The 17,308-nt window shown below is 62.1% G+C and carries 12 protein-coding genes; 6 read left to right on the forward strand and 6 right to left on the reverse strand.

All coding sequences use genetic code 11. The annotated features are described in order from the left end of the window. Positions 1-12: 12 nt before the first annotated feature. The 5 genes from N436_RS17550 to N436_RS17570 all read left to right on the forward strand — a co-directional run bounded on the left by N436_RS17550 (position 13) and on the right by N436_RS17570 (position 5,646). The gene (locus tag N436_RS17550) at positions 13-642 is read left to right on the forward strand and encodes an L-threonylcarbamoyladenylate synthase (RefSeq protein ID WP_033693405.1); all 630 of its coding nucleotides are present in this window, start codon (positions 13-15) and stop codon (positions 640-642) included. 125 nt (positions 643-767) lie between these two features. Next, on the forward strand, positions 768-1,493 hold the full coding sequence (locus N436_RS17555) for a ScpA family protein (RefSeq protein ID WP_161751096.1): 726 nt from the start codon (positions 768-770) through the stop codon (positions 1,491-1,493). Further along, a complete protein-coding gene (scpB, locus tag N436_RS17560) occupies positions 1,480-2,250 on the forward strand; it encodes an SMC-Scp complex subunit ScpB (RefSeq protein ID WP_105946046.1) in 771 nt (256 codons plus the stop codon). Before N436_RS17555 ends, scpB begins: the two co-directional genes overlap by 14 nt. Before the next feature lie 165 nt (positions 2,251-2,415). Continuing rightward, positions 2,416-3,483, forward strand: coding sequence for a 23S rRNA pseudouridine(2605) synthase RluB (gene rluB / locus N436_RS17565; protein WP_104834192.1), 1,068 nt, complete (start codon positions 2,416-2,418; stop codon positions 3,481-3,483). 744 nt (positions 3,484-4,227) lie between these two features. Then, on the forward strand, positions 4,228-5,646 hold the full coding sequence (locus tag N436_RS17570; RefSeq protein WP_177410260.1) for an amino acid permease: 1,419 nt from the start codon (positions 4,228-4,230) through the stop codon (positions 5,644-5,646). A 177-nt stretch (positions 5,647-5,823) separates the two neighbouring features. Here the strand turns inward: N436_RS17570 and N436_RS17575 are convergent, their stop codons facing one another. Continuing rightward, positions 5,824-6,708: a LysR substrate-binding domain-containing protein gene (locus N436_RS17575; protein WP_105946048.1), complete on the reverse strand. Its 885-nt coding sequence runs from the start codon at positions 6,706-6,708 to the stop codon at positions 5,824-5,826. 152 nt (positions 6,709-6,860) lie between these two features. Here N436_RS17575 and N436_RS17580 point away from each other — a divergent pair, with 152 nt between their 5' ends. Beyond that, a complete protein-coding gene (locus N436_RS17580; protein WP_110741631.1) occupies positions 6,861-9,881 on the forward strand; it encodes an FAD-binding and (Fe-S)-binding domain-containing protein in 3,021 nt (1,006 codons plus the stop codon). Positions 9,882-10,019: 138 nt separating this feature from the next. On the opposite strand, the gene N436_RS17585 is transcribed toward N436_RS17580, so the two are convergent. The 5 genes from N436_RS17585 to phhA form a co-directional block, all read right to left on the reverse strand. After that, positions 10,020-11,222: an MFS transporter gene (locus N436_RS17585; RefSeq protein WP_110741632.1), complete on the reverse strand. Its 1,203-nt coding sequence runs from the start codon at positions 11,220-11,222 to the stop codon at positions 10,020-10,022. A gap of 124 nt (positions 11,223-11,346) precedes the next feature. Then, positions 11,347-15,624, reverse strand: coding sequence for a deaminase domain-containing protein (locus tag N436_RS17590; protein WP_110741633.1), 4,278 nt, complete (start codon positions 15,622-15,624; stop codon positions 11,347-11,349). Positions 15,625-15,786: 162 nt separating this feature from the next. After that, the gene (locus N436_RS28775) at positions 15,787-15,915 is read right to left on the reverse strand and encodes a hypothetical protein (RefSeq protein WP_016488505.1); all 129 of its coding nucleotides are present in this window, start codon (positions 15,913-15,915) and stop codon (positions 15,787-15,789) included. 190 nt (positions 15,916-16,105) lie between these two features. Next, positions 16,106-16,462, reverse strand: a complete 357-nt coding sequence (locus tag N436_RS17595) for a 4a-hydroxytetrahydrobiopterin dehydratase (RefSeq protein WP_003254532.1) — start codon at positions 16,460-16,462, stop codon at positions 16,106-16,108. Between the two features lie 38 nt (positions 16,463-16,500). Next, positions 16,501-17,289 (reverse strand): phenylalanine 4-monooxygenase, encoded by a 789-nt coding sequence (gene phhA / locus N436_RS17600; protein ID WP_025753872.1) that lies wholly within the window; start codon positions 17,287-17,289, stop codon positions 16,501-16,503. Positions 17,290-17,308: the final 19 nt, after the last annotated feature.

Consider the following 17,308-nt stretch of genomic DNA (forward strand, 5'->3'; position numbering starts at 1 on the left):
CAGGACGACTACGTGAGCCAATTTTTCCAGATTCATCCGGAGAACCCGCAGCAGCGCCTGATCAAGCAGGCCGTCGAGATTATCCGCAAGGGCGGCGTGGTGGTGTACCCGACGGATTCGGCCTACGCGCTGGGTTGCCAGATGGGTGACAAGGCGGCCATCGAACGGGTGCGGCGCCTGCGTGGGCTGGACAAGACGCACAACTTCACCCTGATGTGCTGCGACATGTCGCAACTGGGGTTGTACGCCAAGGTCGACACCGGCACCTTCCGCCTGCTCAAGGCGCATGTGCCTGGGCCTTACACGTTCATCCTCAACGGCACGCGTGAAGTGCCGCGCCTGCTGTTGCACGATAAACGCCGCACCATCGGGCTGCGGGTGCCGGCCCATGCCATCACCCTGGCCTTGCTGGCCGAGCTGGGCGAGCCGTTGATGAGCGTGAGCCTGATCCTGCCGGGCGACACCGAGCCGATGACCGACCCGTACGAAATCCGTGAGCGCCTGGAGCATCACGTCGACCTGGTGATCGATGGCGGCTTCGGAGACCTCAAGGCCTCTACCATCATCGACCTGTCCGGCGATGAGCCTGAGCTGATCCGCGAAGGCTGTGGCGACCCCACGCCGTTCCTGGTCAACGCGTGAGCCAGGTGGAAATGCCCGAGGCACCGGCCGAGCAGGCCGAGGCGCCTCGGCAGTTGCAATTGGCCCTGGTCTACGGCGAAGCCCTGACCGAGCTGCCGCTGGACCTGTACATCCCGCCGGACGCACTGGAAGTCATCCTCGAAGCCTTCGAAGGCCCGTTGGACCTGTTGCTGTACCTGATCCGCAAGCAGAACATCGACATTCTCGACATCCCGGTGGCGGAAATCACCCGCCAGTACATGGGCTACGTGGAGCTGATGAAGAGTGTGCGCCTTGAACTGGCCGCCGAGTACCTGGTGATGGCCGCCATGCTTGCCGAGATCAAGTCGCGCATGCTGCTGCCGCGTTCGGCCGATGTCGAGGAAGAGGAGGGCGACCCGCGCGCCGAACTGATCCGCCGCCTGCAGGAGTACGAACGTTTCAAGGCCGCCGCCGAAGGCATCGATGAATTGCCACGGGTAGGCCGCGATGTGGTGGTGCCACGCCTTGAGGCGCCGCAGGCCAAGGTGCGCAAGCTGTTGCCGCAAGTCAGCCTGGAAGAGTTGCTGGTGTCCATGGCCGAGGTGATGCGCCGCAACGACCTGTTCGAAAGCCACCAGATCACCCGTGAAACGCTGTCTACCCGCGAGCGCATGAGCCAGGTGCTGGAGCGCCTCAAAGGCGGTGCTTTCGTGCCGTTTGTCGAGTTGTTTGCCGCCGAAGAGGGCAAGCTGGGCGTGGTGGTCACCTTCATGGCGATTCTTGAGCTGGTGAAGGAATCGCTGATCGAACTGGTGCAGAATGAACCTTTCGCCGCCATTCACGTGCGGCTCCGCCCGGCGCTTGTTGAAGAACCTGATGAACCTGAATGACCCCCGCGACCTGGCGTCGCTGATCGAAGCTTTCTTGCTGGCGTCGGGCAAACCGCAGTCCCTGGAGCGCCTGTACGAGCTGTTCGAAGAGGCCGAGCGCCCAGAACCCAAGGTGTTCAAGCAGGCTCTGGACGTGCTGGGCAAGTCGTGCAGTGGCCGAGCGTTCGAGCTCAAGGAAGTGGCCAGCGGCTATCGCCTGCAAATCCGCGAGGACTATGCGCCCTGGGTCGGGCGCCTGTGGGAAGAGCGCCCGCAACGCTATTCACGTGCGCTGCTCGAAACCCTGGCGCTGATTGCCTACCGCCAGCCCATCACCCGTGGCGAGATCGAGGACGTGCGGGGCGTGGCGGTGAACAGCAACATCATCAAGACCATGATGGAGCGCGAGTGGATTCGCGTGGTCGGCTACCGCGAAGTACCCGGGCGGCCGGCGATGTTTGCCACCACCAAGGCGTTTCTTGACCACTTCAACCTCAAGAGCCTGGATGAGCTGCCGGCCTTGGCCGAGCTGCGCGAGATGGAGCCGGAGCCGGTGCTCGACCCGGACGATGCGCCAGTGCCGGCGCACCTGCAGGCGTTGGCAGATGCCAGCCTTGGGGAGGAAGAAGAGGGTGTTGAGCCGAAGGAGGAAACCAGCTTCCGTAGCTTGCTGGTGGAGCTGGATGCCATGGAAGAAGGGCTGAAGACCGACTTTGATGATTTGCGCGAGGAAGAGCCTGAGGCCTCGGTGGAAGAGGAGGGCAAGTTACAGCCCTGATCTGCTGTTGCCCATACACCACCATTAGGCAGAAACCCCAGCCAAAGCCCACAAAACCCTCTACCCTCCAGTGCGTTCCCCCGCCAAACCGCGTATGATGCGCGGCCTTTTGGCGCGCTCGTCGCCAAAAAACCTGTTTTCATTCCTACACCGGGAGGTGCCCAGATGAGTGAGCAAGACCTGCAAGATACCGAAATCACCCCGCCATCCGGCGAAAAGCTGCAAAAAGTGCTGGCACGCATTGGCGTGGGTTCGCGCCGTGACGTCGAAGCCTGGATCAGCCAGGGCCGCATCAAGGTCAACGGCGTCGAGGCCACCCTTGGCCAGCGCGTCGACCTGCATGACGCCATTGCCGTAGACGGCAAGCTGATCAAGCGTGAGGAGGCCGCCGAGGCCACTCGCCGGGTGATCATGTACAACAAGCCCGATGGCGAAATCTGCACCCGTGACGACCCGGAAGGCCGCCCGACCGTGTTCGACCGCCTGCCACGGCCAAAAGAAGGCCGCTGGATCAACATCGGCCGCCTCGACATCAACACCACCGGCCTGCTGCTGTTCACCACCGACGGTGAACTGGCCAACCGCCTGATGCACCCGTCCTACGAGATGGACCGTGAGTACGCGGTACGTGTGCGCGGTGAAGTCGATGACGAAATGATCGAGCGCCTGAAAGCCGGTGTGATGCTGGAAGACGGCCCGGCCAAGTTCACCGACATCCAGAAGGCACCGGGTGGCGAAGGCTTCAACCACTGGTACCACTGTGTGGTGATGGAAGGCCGTAACCGTGAGGTGCGTCGCCTGTGGGAATCCCAGGGCATGGTGGTCAGCCGCCTGAAGCGCGTGCGTTTCGGCCCGGTGTTCCTCAACTCCGACCTGCCGATGGGCCGCTGGCGTGAAATGACCCAGGGCGAAATCGACATCCTGGCCGCCGAAGTGGGCCTGCAGCCGGTTGCGCTGCCTGCCATGAAGCTCAAGGCCAAGGACAAGATGGAGCGCCTGCAGCGCAAATCGACCCGCCCGCTGGGCCGTGGTGAGCGCGTGCGCAACCTGCGCCCGGCCCACGAAGGTGCCGCGACCAGTGAACGCCCGGCGCGTCAGCCGCGTGAAGAGGCCCCGCGTAAAAACACCCGTGGCAGCACGGTGGCCGAGCGCCCGAGCGAAATGCGCAAGCGCCCGAGCAAGCCTGAAGGTGACAAGCCGGCAGGCCGCGGTCGCGGTAAACCGCGTGGCTGATAAGTCAGTGTGGTAATCAAGAAACCAGCCTTCGGGCTGGTTTTTTTATGCCTGTGAGAATTTGGGGCTGCTTTGCAGCCCATCGCCGGCAAGCCAGCTCCCACAGGTCTACGGCTGATGCGGCCATTGTGCTGTCCCTGTGGGAGCTGGCTTGCCGGCGATGGGCCGCAAAGCGGCCCCAAGATATTGAACAAAAAGAATTTTTCTGACGACTGGCAAGTTCTTGAACCGGCTTGTAAAGAAATCTGTACAAAAATGGCCGGTTTCAGCCCTGATTCCAGATTTACCCCAATCGTGTAAACAAACCTTGCCGTCACCGCTGTGGCAAACCCGCCACCTCCACATTGCCCTCCCTTGCCCAAACCCCCGTCCCCACGGTGTTATAGCCGCCATTGCCGTGTGCAAGAGCCCGTCCACAGAGCCTGGCTGACAAAACAACAAATGGAGGCGCCATGTACGCCGATCACTCCGCCTTTGAAGGCCCATACCACAGGATCGCTGCGTTTTTTCCGGATGGAAGAGCGCAACGCGTTGACGCCTGCGCGCTTGCAGGGGTATACAGTGCGCCGCGTTTTACCTGTGACCCTTTTGCGTACCGCGCACTCTTGATCACGCCTGGTTGACCCGCTTCGGCGGCACCTGAGGTCAAGAAACCCAAGGTAACCACCTTGCCCATTCCGCTGCGCCACGAGCGCGGTGGGTCCGATTCCGTCACAGGTAAAAACAATGCAGGTGACTTCGTTCATGAGTGGACAAAACATGCATTCAGGCGAGCTCAAGCGGGGCCTGAAGAACCGCCATATCCAGTTGATCGCCCTGGGTGGTGCAATTGGTACCGGCCTGTTCCTTGGCTCGGCAGGCGTGATGAAATCCGCCGGCCCGTCGATGATCCTTGGCTACGCCATCTGCGGCTTCATCGCCTTCATGATCATGCGCCAGCTTGGCGAGATGATTGTCGAAGAGCCGGTGGCCGGCTCGTTCAGCCACTTCGCCCACACCTACTGGGGCGGCTTCGCCGGCTTCCTGTCGGGCTGGAACTGCTGGGTGCTGTACATCCTGGTGGGCATGTCGGAGCTTTCTGCAGTTGGCAAGTATGTCCACTACTGGTGGCCGGAGATCCCGACCTGGGTCACGGCTGCGGCATTCTTCGTGCTGATCAACGCCATCAACCTGATGAACGTGAAGTTCTTCGGTGAAGCCGAATTCTGGTTTGCCATCATCAAGGTCGTCGCCATCGTCAGCATGATCGGCCTGGGTGCCTACCTGCTCACCAGCGGCAGCGGCGGGCCGGATGCCACCATCGCCAACCTGTGGTCCCACGGCGGCTTCTTCCCGAACGGTGTCAGCGGGCTGGTGATGGCCCTGGCGTTCATCATGTTCTCCTTCGGTGGCCTGGAAATGCTCGGTTTCACTGCTGCTGAAGCCGACAAGCCGAAGACCGTGATTCCCAAGGCGATCAACCAGGTCATCTGGCGCATCCTGATTTTCTACGTGGGCGCCTTGGTGGTATTGCTGTCGTTGACGCCATGGGACAACCTGGTCGCCAGCATCGATGCCTCGGGTGGCAGCTATGGCAGCAGCCCGTTCGTGCAAGTGTTCTCGCTGCTGGGCAGTGACGTTGCTGCCCACTTGCTGAACTTCGTGGTCCTGACAGCCGCGCTGTCGGTGTACAACAGTGGCACCTACTGCAACGCGCGCATGCTGCTGGGCATGGCCGAGCAGGGCGATGCCCCGGCGTCGCTGGCCAAGGTCGACAAGCGTGGCGTGCCTGTGCGTTCGATCCTGGTGTCGGCTGCCGTTACCTTCGTGGCCGTACTGCTTAACTACCTGATGCCGCAGAATGCCCTGGAGCTGCTGATGTCGCTGGTGGTGGCTACCCTGGTGATCAACTGGGCGATGATCAGCTATTCGCACCTGAAGTTCCGCCAGCACCTGGACCGTACCGGCCAGAAACCGCTGTTCAAGGCGCTGTGGTACCCGTACGGCAACTACATCGTGCTGGCCTTTGTGGTGCTGATCCTCGGTATCATGCTGATGATTCCGGGTATTCAGGTTTCGGTGTACGTCATGCCGGTTTGGCTGTTCGGGATGTTTGTGGTCTACATGGTCAAGCCACGCCGTCGGATGAATGCCGGTGGGGCTGCGGGTCACGTAGCCAAGTAAGTTGTTCGAGGCAGTATGTAGAAACCCGAAGCCGGGTGACTGGCTTCGGGTTTTTTTGTTGCCTGTCCCGGCCCTTTCGCGGGCATGCCCGCTCCCACAAGGTCACCACAGGCTTCAGGGCAGCGCTGTACCTGTGGGAGCGGGCGCGCCCGCGAAGAGGCCAGCACAGGCAAAAACTCAGATCTGCTCCAGCAACCAACCCCTGAATGCCCGCAAAGAAGGCAAGGCCTCATTCCTGGGTGGGTAGATCAGGTAGTAACTGCGCTGGCTGGCAAACGCCACCCCCGGGCTGTACAGCTCACCCTTGGCCAGTTCTTCCTCCACCAGTATGCGCGGCACCAGCCCGATACCAATCCCGGCCCGCACCGCCTGGATCAGGTGCGAGGTCAGCTCGAAGCTCGGCCCCAGGCGCATTGCCCGGTGCGGCAGGCCATGGTGCGAGAACCATTCGCCCCAGGCATGCGGGTTGTTGGCCACATTCAACAGCACCTCTTCACTGATCCGTGCGGGGCTCCAGCCCTGGCTGTCGGCCCCGGCCTCCGGTGGCAGGATCACTACCAGTTCCTCGGCATGCAGGCGATGGCAGATCAGCCCCGGCAGGTCGTGGCTGGCCACGCCGATGGCGGCGTCGATTTCGCTGGTGTCGAAGTTGATGGCTTCGATACGTGAATGAATGTGCACCAGCATGCCCGGGTGGGCGCTGTAGAACGCATGCAGCCGTGGCAGCAGCCATTTCGAGCCGAACGTTGGCAGGGTGGCCAGGCGCAAGGTGCCGACCCCCGACTGATACGCCAGCGCCTGCAAGGTGGCACTGCGGATGCGCCCCAGCGCCTCGCTGAGCTCGCGCTGGTAAAGGCGACCGACATCCGTCAGCTGTACCTGGCGGCCTTCGCGGCGGAACAAGGTGAGGCCCAGTTGCTGTTCCAGCGCCTGCACCTGGCGGCTGACCGCGCTTTGCGTCAGCGACAGTTCGGCGGCGGCGCGGGTGTAGCTTTCATGCCGGGCGGCGGCCTCGAATGCCAGCAGCAGCGACATGGACGGTGTCAGGTGGCGGTAATTCATTCATAAAAGTCATTGATAGCGGCAGGATTATCCGTTTGCCCCTGAAGCGAAACTACAGGAACATTGGCCTATACGTCATCCCTGCATGCATCAACCCATGCCGGAGCGACAGGAATCCCGTGAATTAGCCAATATCAAGAGGCCATCCTTCGATGATCGCCCAGCTGCCGACCGTTGCACCGAGCGCCAACTACCCCGAATTCCTCGAAGCCCTGCGCAGCAGCGGCTTCCGTGGCCAGATCAGTGCCGACTACGGCACCCGCACGGTGTTGGCCACCGACAACTCGATTTACCAGCGCTTGCCCCAGGCTGCAGTGTTCCCGCTGGATGCCGACGATGTGGCGCGGGTTGCCACGCTGATGGGCGAGGCGCGCTTCCAGGACGTCAAGCTGACCCCGCGCGGCGGTGGCACCGGCACCAATGGCCAGTCGTTGACCGACGGCATCGTCGTCGACCTGTCGCGCCATATGAACAAGATCCTCGAAATCAACGTCGAGGAGCGTTGGGTGCGGGTGCAGGCCGGTACGGTCAAGGACCAGCTCAATGCCGCGCTCAAGCCGCACGGGCTGTTCTTCGCCCCTGAGCTGTCCACCTCCAACCGTGCCACTGTCGGTGGCATGATCAACACCGACGCCAGTGGCCAAGGCAGCTGCACCTATGGCAAAACCCGTGACCATGTGCTGGAGCTGCACAGCGTGCTGCTCGGCGGCGAGCGCCTGCACAGTCTGCCAATCGACGATGCCGCGCTGGAGCAGGCCTGTGCCGCGCCCGGCCGGGGCGGCGAGGTGTACCGCATGGCCCGGGAGATCCAGGAAACCCAGGCCGAACTGATCGAAACCACCTTCCCCAAGCTGAACCGCTGCCTGACCGGCTATGACCTGGCGCACCTGCGCGACGAGCAGGGCCGCTTCAACCTCAACAGCGTGCTGTGTGGTGCCGAAGGTTCGCTGGGCTATGTGGTGGAAGCCAAGCTCAACGTGCTGCCGATCCCCAAATATGCGGTGCTGGTGAACGTACGCTACACCAGCTTCATGGATGCCCTGCGTGATGCCAATGCGCTGATGGCGCACAAGCCGCTGTCGATCGAGACCGTCGACTCCAAGGTGCTGATGCTGGCGATGAAGGACATCGTCTGGCACAGCGTTGCCGAGTACTTCCCGGCCGACCCCGACCGCCCGACCCTGGGTATCAACCTGGTGGAGTTCTGCGGCGATGAGCCGGCTGAAGTCAACGCCCGGGTGCAAGCCTTCGTCGAGCACTTGCAGGCGGATACCAGTGTCGAGCGCCTGGGGCATACACTGGCTGAAGGCGCCGAGGCGGTGACCCGCGTCTACGTGATGCGCAAGCGTTCGGTGGGCTTGCTGGGTAACGTCGAGGGCGAGGTGCGCCCGCAGCCGTTCGTGGAAGACACGGCGGTACCGCCAGAGCAACTGGCCGACTACATCGCCGACTTCCGCGCCCTGCTGGACGGTTACGGCCTGGCCTACGGCATGTTCGGCCACGTCGATGCTGGTGTACTGCACGTGCGCCCGGCCCTGGACATGAAGGACCCGGCCCAGGCCGCGCTGGTGAAGCCGATTTCCGACGCCGTGGCCGCGCTGACCAAAAGCTATGGCGGCCTGCTGTGGGGCGAGCACGGCAAAGGCCTGCGTTCGGAATACGTGCCGGAGTACTTCGGTGCGCTGTACCCGGCGCTGCAGCGCCTGAAAGGTGCCTTCGACCCACACAACCAGCTCAACCCCGGCAAGATCTGCACACCGCTGGGCAGTGCCGAGGGCCTGACCCCGGTCGATGGCGTAACCCTGCGCGGCGACCTCGACCGCACCATCGATGAGCGCGTGTGGCAGGACTTCCCCAGTGCCGTGCACTGCAACGGCAACGGCGCCTGCTACAACTACGACCCCAACGACGCCATGTGCCCGTCGTGGAAGGCCACCCGTGAACGCCAGCATTCGCCCAAGGGCCGCGCCTCGCTGATGCGCGAGTGGTTGCGCCTGCAAGGCGAAGCGAACATCGACGTGTTGGCCGCAGCCCGTAACAAGGTGTCGTGGCTCAAGGGCCTGCCGGCACGCCTGCGCAACAACCGCGCGCGCAGCCAGGGGCAGGAAGACTTCTCCCACGAAGTGTACGACGCCATGGCCGGTTGCCTGGCGTGCAAGTCGTGCGCCGGGCAGTGCCCGATCAAGGTCAACGTGCCGGACTTCCGTTCGCGCTTCCTTGAGCTGTACCACGGCCGCTATCAGCGCCCGCTGCGTGACTACCTGATTGGCTCGCTGGAGTTCACCATCCCGTACCTGGCCCATGCACCGGGCCTGTACAACGCGGTCATGGGCTCGAAGTGGGTCAGCAAGCTGCTGGCCGACAGCATTGGCATGGTCGACAGTCCGCTGATCAGCCGCTTCAACTTCCAGGCCACGCTGACCCGTTGCCGTGTCGGCGTGGCCAGCGTGCCGGCCCTGCGTGAACTGACCCCGGCCCAGCGCGAGCGCAGCATCGTGCTGGTGCAGGATGCCTTCACCCGCTATTTCGAGACCCCGCTGCTCTCAGCCTTCATCGACCTGGCCCACCGCCTGGGCCACCGGGTATTCCTGGCGCCTTACAGTGCCAACGGCAAGCCTTTGCATGTACAGGGCTTCCTGGGGGCGTTCGCCAAGGCGGCGATCCGTAACGCTACCCAGCTCAAGGCCCTGGCCGACTGCGGCGTGCCACTGGTGGGGCTGGACCCGGCGATGACCCTGGTGTACCGCCAGGAGTACCAGAAAGTGCCGGGGCTGGACGGTTGCCCGAAGGTGCTGTTGCCGCAGGAATGGCTGATGGACGTGCTGCCCGAGCAGGCGCCGACCGCACCGGGCAACTTCCGCCTGATGGCGCACTGCACCGAGAAGACTAACGTGCCGGCCAGTACCAAACAGTGGGAGCAGGTGTTTGCCCGCCTGGGCCTGAAGCTGGTGACCGAGGCGACGGGTTGCTGTGGTATGTCGGGGACCTACGGCCACGAGGCGCGTAACCAGGAGACTTCGCGGACCATCTTCGAGCAAAGCTGGGCGACCAAGCTGGACAAGGAAGGGGAGCCGCTGGCGACCGGTTACTCGTGCCGCAGCCAGGTCAAGCGCATGACCGAGCGCAAGATGCGCCACCCGCTGGAAGTGGTGTTGCAATACGCCCAGCGCTAGGTTTCAGGGCCTCGGGGGCTGCTTTGCAGCCCATCGCCGGCAAGCCAGCTCCCACAGGATCACCACAGGCCTGAACATTGTGGTGATCCTGTGGGAGCTGGCTTGCCGGCGATAGGGCCAGTGCAGGCACTGCAAGAGTCAGAGTTCTTGTACCTGATCTCGATGCTGCCGCACCTGACAGTGCAGATACAAGCTCAACACCAGTCCGCAAGCCGACGCACCCGCCGCAAACAGAAACATCGAAGCAAACCCGAACCCCGCCGCCACCGCGCCCACCAGTGGCCCGGTCACCCCCAGTGACAAATCAATGAACAGCGAATACGCTCCCACCGCCGCGCCGCGGTTGGCCGCCGACACCTGATTCACCGCCTCCACACCCAGCGCCGGGAACACCAGCGAGAAGCCAAACCCACTAAGCGCTGCCCCTGCCAAGGCCAACTCGGCGCTGGGCGCCAGCCACAGCATCAACAACCCCAGTGTTTCCACCGACAGGCAGGCAATCGCCACCCGGAACCCGCCAATGCGGTTGATCAGGTTGCCAAACAGCAGCCGCGCACTGATGAAGCTGGCGCCGAACAGGGTCAAGGTCAGCGCGGCATTGGCCCAGCCACGGCTGGCGTAGTACAAGGTGATGAACGTGGCGATGGTGCCAAAGCCGATCGAGCCCAGCGCCAGCCCCGAGCCATGTGGGAACACCTTGCCCAGCACTTGCAGAAACGGCAGGCGTACACCGCTGACGATGGGCGCAGCCTGCCTGGGCCAGGCCAGCAGCAGGCCGAAGGTGCACAGCAGGATGATGCCGAGGCCCATGCTCCACAGCCCCAGGCTCTTGACCATCAGCACGCCCAACGGTGCACCGACGGCCAGTGCGCCGTAGCTGGCGATGCCGTTCCAGGAGATGACCTTGGCGGTGTTTTCAGCGCCCACCCGGCCGATGCCCCAGCCAATCGCGCCCGCACCCACCAGGCTTTCGGCGCTGCCGAGCGCTAGCCGGCCGATCAGCAGGCAGGCCAGGCTCAGCCAGGGCTGGTGGGTGAGGAAGGCACAGGCCAGCATGAACACCCCGCTAAGCCCGCAGCCTGCAAGGCCATACATGACCGCCTTCTTGCTGCCGTGGTTGTCGATAATGCGGCTGGCAGTAGGGCGGCTGAGCAGCGTGGCGAGGTACTGCACGCTGATCACAAGGCCCGCGACCACGGCGCTGAAGCCGAGGTCGTTGTGCACATAGCCGGGCAGCACGGCCAGCGGGATGCCGATGTTGAGGTAGCCGATGAAGGTGAAGAGCACAATCGAGACCACTTGGGCACTGATTGCGAGAGACGAAGACTGCTGCTTGGGCATGAGGGGTCCTGAAGCGGTAAAGCGAGTAACGGCTGATCATAGCCTTGTACAGGGTTCTGTGGATGAAGGTTTGCACGCGGGGTGACTGCGGCAGGTTTGGCCGCTGTCACCCAGCCGGAGGCAATCAGCCGTTGTTGTATGGCAGCAACCAGCTCACGCTGAAGTCGGCATCTGGATAATCGAGGCGCAAGCGAGGCAGTACGTAGCCACCACAGGAGCGGCACGTGTCCATCAGGGTGAAAACCTTGATGCTGGCCACATCGCTGCTCTGGGTGAGCAAGTCCTGGTTGATCGTGGAGGCGATCAGGCGCTCGGAATCCAGGTGGCGGCGATGGTTCTTGATCGTCAGCCAGTTGGCCCGACGCAGGACGGGCAGATGGGTGAAGCGTGGGTCCGGGAGTAAGTCATGCATGCGTGCGCGTGCATCGATGTATTCAATGTGAGGTTGCGTGGTACCAGGAGGGGACTCGATCATGATCCTCTGCCTGGCCTTGCCGCCGGACAACGAGAAATACACACGGCGCTCGCCGTTTCTGAGTGTGACTGTGGCGAAGGCGAAGTTGGCGCCTGACAGGTGTTCCCTCAATCGGCTCTTGCCGGTTTCAGTGAGCATCTCTGCGATTGTCATGGGCGTATAGGATGCGCGCACGCCTGAGGCCGGTAACAGCCGATTGAGCACACCGTTAACGTGCAACTGATCAACGGCGCTGAACCTGCCCAGGTGATGGAAGTCGGGAATGATGTGTTTGTTCAACCCGATCACATCGTTCAGTGTGAAACCGGCCAGGTGATCCTGCGCACGTGGGAACGTCAGGATGTTCCGTGCAAACTCGGGGTAGTGTGCCTCTTCCAGCGAGTCTAATGCCCGGCTGAATGCAGTCGGGGTCGCGGGTGGGCTTGTGCGCCGCTGGTAGGTTATCCAGTCCCGCAGGAGGCCGACGATGTTGTCGATGTCTTGCTGCAAGTTTGGCCTGGAGGCCACGATGCGGTAGGTTTCGCTGACATCGAGGTATTGGGCGATTGCAGCCAGGTCGGTGACCCGGGTGAAGGCCAGGCGTGAATGTTCTGACGGGACTGGGTAACGGGTTGGGGTCAGCGTGCCTTGCTTCAATGCTGTTGTCTGGCTGCTTAGCCAAGCGTCGAAGTCAAAGGGTGTGCCGTAGAAGATGCCGGTATCGGCTTCGACAACCAGCCAGTCGCCATCGAGGTGTTCGACACGTGCGCCGCGCAGCGTGCGCCGGTCAGCAAGGCCCCGGGTCAGCCTGCCCAGCCGCACCGTAGGGCAGTGACCGGTGAAGAGGGCGACTTCGCCGTGCGACATGTCGGCAGGCAGCCCGAACCAGAGTTCGGAAACCGGGTAACCGACCACACCCTCGTTATAAAAGCTGGGAGGGTTGAGCAGCCCCATCGCATGGGCCTCCTCATCGCTCAGCGGTTTGAGGATCATGTGCCCGGTAGGGCGAGAATGACCTTTTTGCGAAACAACCTCCTCCGTGTACAGCACCAACTGATTGTCCCGTACCATTACCTGCGCCACGCTGTCGCTGTTCGCGCCAGGTGCCCGGTAGGTGATCGGCTGGGGCTCGATGCGCACGCTCTCGAATGACCGGCTCACGTGCTGGCCGTATGCCGGGGTGCCTGCCTGATTGGCGATGGGCGCCAAGTGCAGGGCGATGCCCTGTGGTGGTGCATCGGGGTAGGGGCTTGGCTGCAAGGCCGGGTCTTGCGACCAGCGCAGGGGAGCCTGTCGCATGCGTTGGGCTGTGCTGGCAGATTGCCCTGTGCCGCGACGGTACGCGACACCGTTGACGATCACATCGACAACGTCCGGGTCGCGCCCGATGATTACGGGGTAGACGAACGGGTTGGAAGCCCGGTCCCACGCTCGGGTGATATCGTCACCTTCGCTCAGTAGAAGGCTGATTACATCGGGTTTCTGGCCGGGCAGCAATTTATGCAGTGGAACCGCTTCGGAAAGCTTCGCAGCGGCGTCCGCACCCAGGGTGCCCGTCCAGTTCTTGGGGGCTGCCCCATATTGATTGAGCGTGCTGGCTAACGGCTTGCCCTTCAAGTGCCTGGCAGCTTGCAGCATTCCGAGGCGCATGAGATGTGTTTGCCGGCCTGCTGAGCCGTAAAGCCTGGTGAGCGGCTTGATGACGCGGCCCCCCAGGGTGAATGCACCGCCCAGCGTACCGAGTGCGTCCAGGCCACAGGACAGGGCTTCTGCACCTGTGCGGACATCGAAGCAGCCCAGCCCGGGCACGAGGTTGGAGAACAGCTTGAACAGGTAGCGTCCCGTGCTGTCTTTGCGCCGCTCGGCAAGGAAATGTTCATGGGGCGTGGTGCCTTTGCCGCTGTTGTAAAGCGCATCGCGGTTAGCGAGGGCTACGGTTTGGGCGTAACAGCGCGCCAAGGCGTGCAAGCGGTCATTTGCCGGTGCATCGATCAGTCGTGCGGTTTTCGGCCAAGGGCTGGCCAGCCAAGGAATATCGATGTCGTTGTAGTCGCGGTACCGGAAGTCGAAGCTTTCGGCCCACGCTTCCCGTGATGTCGTGGCAAGGGTGTGGCGGCGCCACTTCAGGTGTTCGGGGAACAGTTCGTAGAGGAAGTCGCAGGCATCACCAGGGAGGTAGACGAGGATGCCTTGCGTCCCCGTTTCTGCATGCCAGTCTGCTTCAGGTGAGTCGCCGTAGCTGGGTACGGCGCCTTTGACAGGGCCGATGTAGACGGGCCACGTCACGCAGTGACAGCTCCAGGTGCTGTCTTGCAGGCGTTCCCGATCCGTTTGCGGAAGATGCCGTAGCAGGCGGTACATGACCTCTTCGTAAGTGGCTTGAGCCCGCTGGTACCAAGCCTGGAACTCGCGGTCGTAGAGCGCCGTGGCATCGGGTAACGTGCTGTGCTTGTAGCCAGCACCATGATCCAGATAAGCGTTGAGGTGCAGTTGCTTGTCCCCGTTGTAGTCGTCGGCGGCAAAACCCGCTTGGTGCAGCGCCTCTTTGGCCAGCGCGAAACGGTCAGGCAGGTCACGCAGGCTTTCCTGGTCCCAGGCGTTGAGGTAGTGGTCATACGCCAACTGGCATTGCGATTCAGGCCAGGGGCGAGTCTCTTCGAGAAACCCTTGCAATTGCGCCCACTCGGCTACAGTCGTGGCCATGGCGGTTTCGAACACCAGGTTGTTCTTTTCGGGCCACTGGGTGGCTTGCTCTGCGGCAAAGAACGTTACGGGTTGGTTTTTTTCCAGCAGCAGGTAGGCACCTTGGCGCAGGTTGGCCCACCGTAGATCGTGGTCATGGAAATAGTCGCCGGGATCATCGTCGATGAGCAGTTCCGGGGCAAAGCGGCGTATCAGTAGCTCGGCGGCAAGTTCTGCAATGGCGGGTGCACCGCCGAGATGGGCGTGCAGGCTATTGATCAGGTCGAGGCGAATCTCGCGCAGGTATACGTACTTGTTGTGTTCGTTGAACAGTTTGAAACCCAGTATGTGGCCTGGGCGGCGTTGGGGCGCAGGGTAGAGTGCATCAATCAGCGTTTGCTCCGCCAGGGCGCGGTACAAGGGGGCATTTTCGGGGGAGGTATCCCATTGCACCGCAGTCGCCAGGCGCCTTCCCAGGCGGTCGAAGGCCAAGGAGCCGAGCAGGGCATCGAGCACTTGTCCTGCCGGGGCGTTCAGGGCCGAACCGGAAAGGGCGATACGTCCATACGAATTTGGTTGCTTGCCTGCCTTGCGCTCACGCGCTGTGGGTGGCCGATACCGCAAACCTTGGTAGTAAAACGGCGCCTGTATTTCATTGAGCAGCCTTTCGAACAGGCTCTGATTGGGCGCTCGCTTGAATACATGTGTGGCCAGGGCAGGCAGGTCAAGGTAGTCATCAACTGCAAGTAGCGGTTGCCATGGGCGCAGTGGCGGCGGGCCGACCCGTTTGCCGCGTAGCAACAATGTCGCCACGACATAGGCGTTTGCGCGCTTGAGTTGGCTACGGTGGTCGAGTGTCTGGGCAAGGCTGCAAATTGCATAAGGCGCATCGAGGTGAGATTCGGGCCTTGGTTCAGGGGAGGGGGTAGCGCCCGTCTCTACGACAAGCTGTGCCGCCAAGGTCTCATAGAGCAGTGCACAATCGCTCGCAGTCGCGGGCATGGACGCGTCGCGGCCGAGGAACTGATTGAGGTATTGCCGAGCACTGTCGCTGCTCAACGCTGTAGCGAGGGTGCTTTCAAACGCTTCATCCGTGAGTGCTTTTGCAAACAGCGGATCCAGACCGAATGCCTGATCGAAATGATCGTTCAGCGAAGTGGCCAGGTCTTGCACCCCGGAAATCTCACTGATGGTGAGGGCATCGTCAGGCGTGAGTGCGAAGATTTTTTCTTTATCGGCAGCGCTGAGGTAGGACTGACTCGACATGGGGCCTCCAGTGTGTGGGAAGCATCCAGTCTGTCGCGTGCGTGTTGGGCAGGGTGGTAACGGGTTACCCCGTGGGATGAGGGGCACTTGGACAGTGTGAAAACGTGATGACGGGGGTAGCCCGCAGGTCAGCCGTTTTCACACTGTTGGAGGTTGCGCGATTTATTCCTGGTCAGCGCTGGATTGATCGTCACCATCCTGCTCGACGGCAGCTGCCGGTTCGGCGTGAACGGTCACGGATGGCTCTTCTGGGTTCAGGCTTGGGAAGGGAAGATTCGGGATTTCGTGCATCTCGTCGTTCCTCGCAAGTGTGAGTGAAAAGTCTGCGCCAGGCGCGGTTGAAGCTTCGCAAAGCTGGGGCAGGATACACAAGTCTGGATGACAGTTTGGTTTTTTTACCGTTCGTTTGTCGGTTTTGCGGGCGAACAGCGCACAGGCTTCATAAAAAAACGGGGCCGATTGCGGCCCCGTTTTTCAGCGATCACTTACGGCCTTCAGCCGTTTCCGCCACCTTGTCGGTGCGGGCGCACATGATGAAGTCGTTGCGGTGCAGGCCTTTGATCGAGTGGCTCCACCAGGTCACGGTAACCTTGCCCCACTCGGTCAGCAGCCCGGGGTGATGGCCTTCGGCCTCGGCGATTTCGCCTACGGCGTTGGTGAACGCCAGGGCGTGCTTGAAGTTCTTGAACAGGAAGACGCGCTCCAGCTCCATGTGGCCGTCACGTACTTCGATGTTCCAGTCCGGGATTTCGCGAATCAGCTCGGCCAGCTCTTCGTCGGTGACTTTTGGCGCGTCAGCGCGGCAGGCTTCGCAATGGGCTTGGTTCAAGGCATTCATGGGTGTTTTCCGGTTCGAGTTGTTATCGGCAAGGTCGCTCAGGCAGCGACCTTGGGTGGAAACTTCGGTGCGTGCAGGCCCAGCTGCATGGCCTTGTGGACCATGCCCATGATGTCTTCGTGGGCCAGGTCGAACAGGCACTTCATGTTGGGGAGCACGAAATACAGCGGCTGCAGGATGTCGATACGGTACGGGGTACGCATGGCTTCGATCGGGTCGAAGGCCTGGTGTTCAGGCTCGCCAGACAAACTGTAGACGGTCTCTTTCGGTGACGAGAGGATGCCGCCGCCATAGATCTTGCGGCCTTGGGCGGTTTCCATCAGGCCAAACTCGATGGTCATCCAGTACAGGCGCGCCAGGTACACGCGTTGTTCCTTGGTTGCCGCCAGGCCGAGCTTGCCGTAGGTGTGGGTGAATTCGGCGAACCATGGGTTGGTCAGCAGCGGGCAGTGGCCGAAAATCTCGTGGAAGATATCGGGCTCTTGCAGGTAGTCCAGCTCTTCCGGGGTGCGGATGAACGTGGCGACCGGGAAGCGTTTGCTGGCCAGCAATTCGAAGAAGGTCTGGAAGGGAATCAGCGCCGGAACCCGGGCAACCTGCCAGCCGGTGGTGGCGCCCAGCACCTTGTTGATCTCGCCCAGTTGCGGGATACGGTCATGGGGCAGCTTGAGCTGGTCGATGCCGTCCAGGTATTCCTGGCACGCGCGGCCTTCGATCACTTTCAGCTGACGGGTGATCAGGGTGTTCCATACCGCATGCTCTTGCTGCGGGTAATCGATAAAACCATGCGCATCGGGCTCGCGTGCCACGTAGTGCGTCTGTTTCATGAGGCTCTCCTGGTGAGGG

This window comes from Pseudomonas sp. RV120224-01b, from assembly GCF_003208145.1.
Taxonomy (GTDB): domain Bacteria; phylum Pseudomonadota; class Gammaproteobacteria; order Pseudomonadales; family Pseudomonadaceae; genus Aquipseudomonas; species Aquipseudomonas monteilii.

Bases quoted from the DNA above. Each gene is read 5' to 3' on its own strand.
- N436_RS17580 (WP_110741631.1), top strand. From the start codon at position 6,861: ATGATCGCCCAGCTGCCGACCGTTGCACCGAGCGCCAACTACCCCGAA.
- N436_RS17595 (WP_003254532.1), bottom strand. From the start codon at position 16,462: ATGAATGCCTTGAACCAAGCCCATTGCGAAGCCTGCCGCGCTGACGCG.
- N436_RS17575 (WP_105946048.1), bottom strand. From the start codon at position 6,708: ATGAATTACCGCCACCTGACACCGTCCATGTCGCTGCTGCTGGCATTC.
- N436_RS17585 (WP_110741632.1), bottom strand. From the start codon at position 11,222: ATGCCCAAGCAGCAGTCTTCGTCTCTCGCAATCAGTGCCCAAGTGGTC.
- N436_RS17570 (WP_177410260.1), top strand. From the start codon at position 4,228: ATGAGTGGACAAAACATGCATTCAGGCGAGCTCAAGCGGGGCCTGAAG.
- scpB (WP_105946046.1), top strand. From the start codon at position 1,480: ATGAACCTGAATGACCCCCGCGACCTGGCGTCGCTGATCGAAGCTTTC.
- N436_RS28775 (WP_016488505.1), bottom strand. From the start codon at position 15,915: ATGCACGAAATCCCGAATCTTCCCTTCCCAAGCCTGAACCCAGAAGAG.
- rluB (WP_104834192.1), top strand. From the start codon at position 2,416: ATGAGTGAGCAAGACCTGCAAGATACCGAAATCACCCCGCCATCCGGC.
- phhA (WP_025753872.1), bottom strand. From the start codon at position 17,289: ATGAAACAGACGCACTACGTGGCACGCGAGCCCGATGCGCATGGTTTT.
- N436_RS17590 (WP_110741633.1), bottom strand. From the start codon at position 15,624: ATGTCGAGTCAGTCCTACCTCAGCGCTGCCGATAAAGAAAAAATCTTC.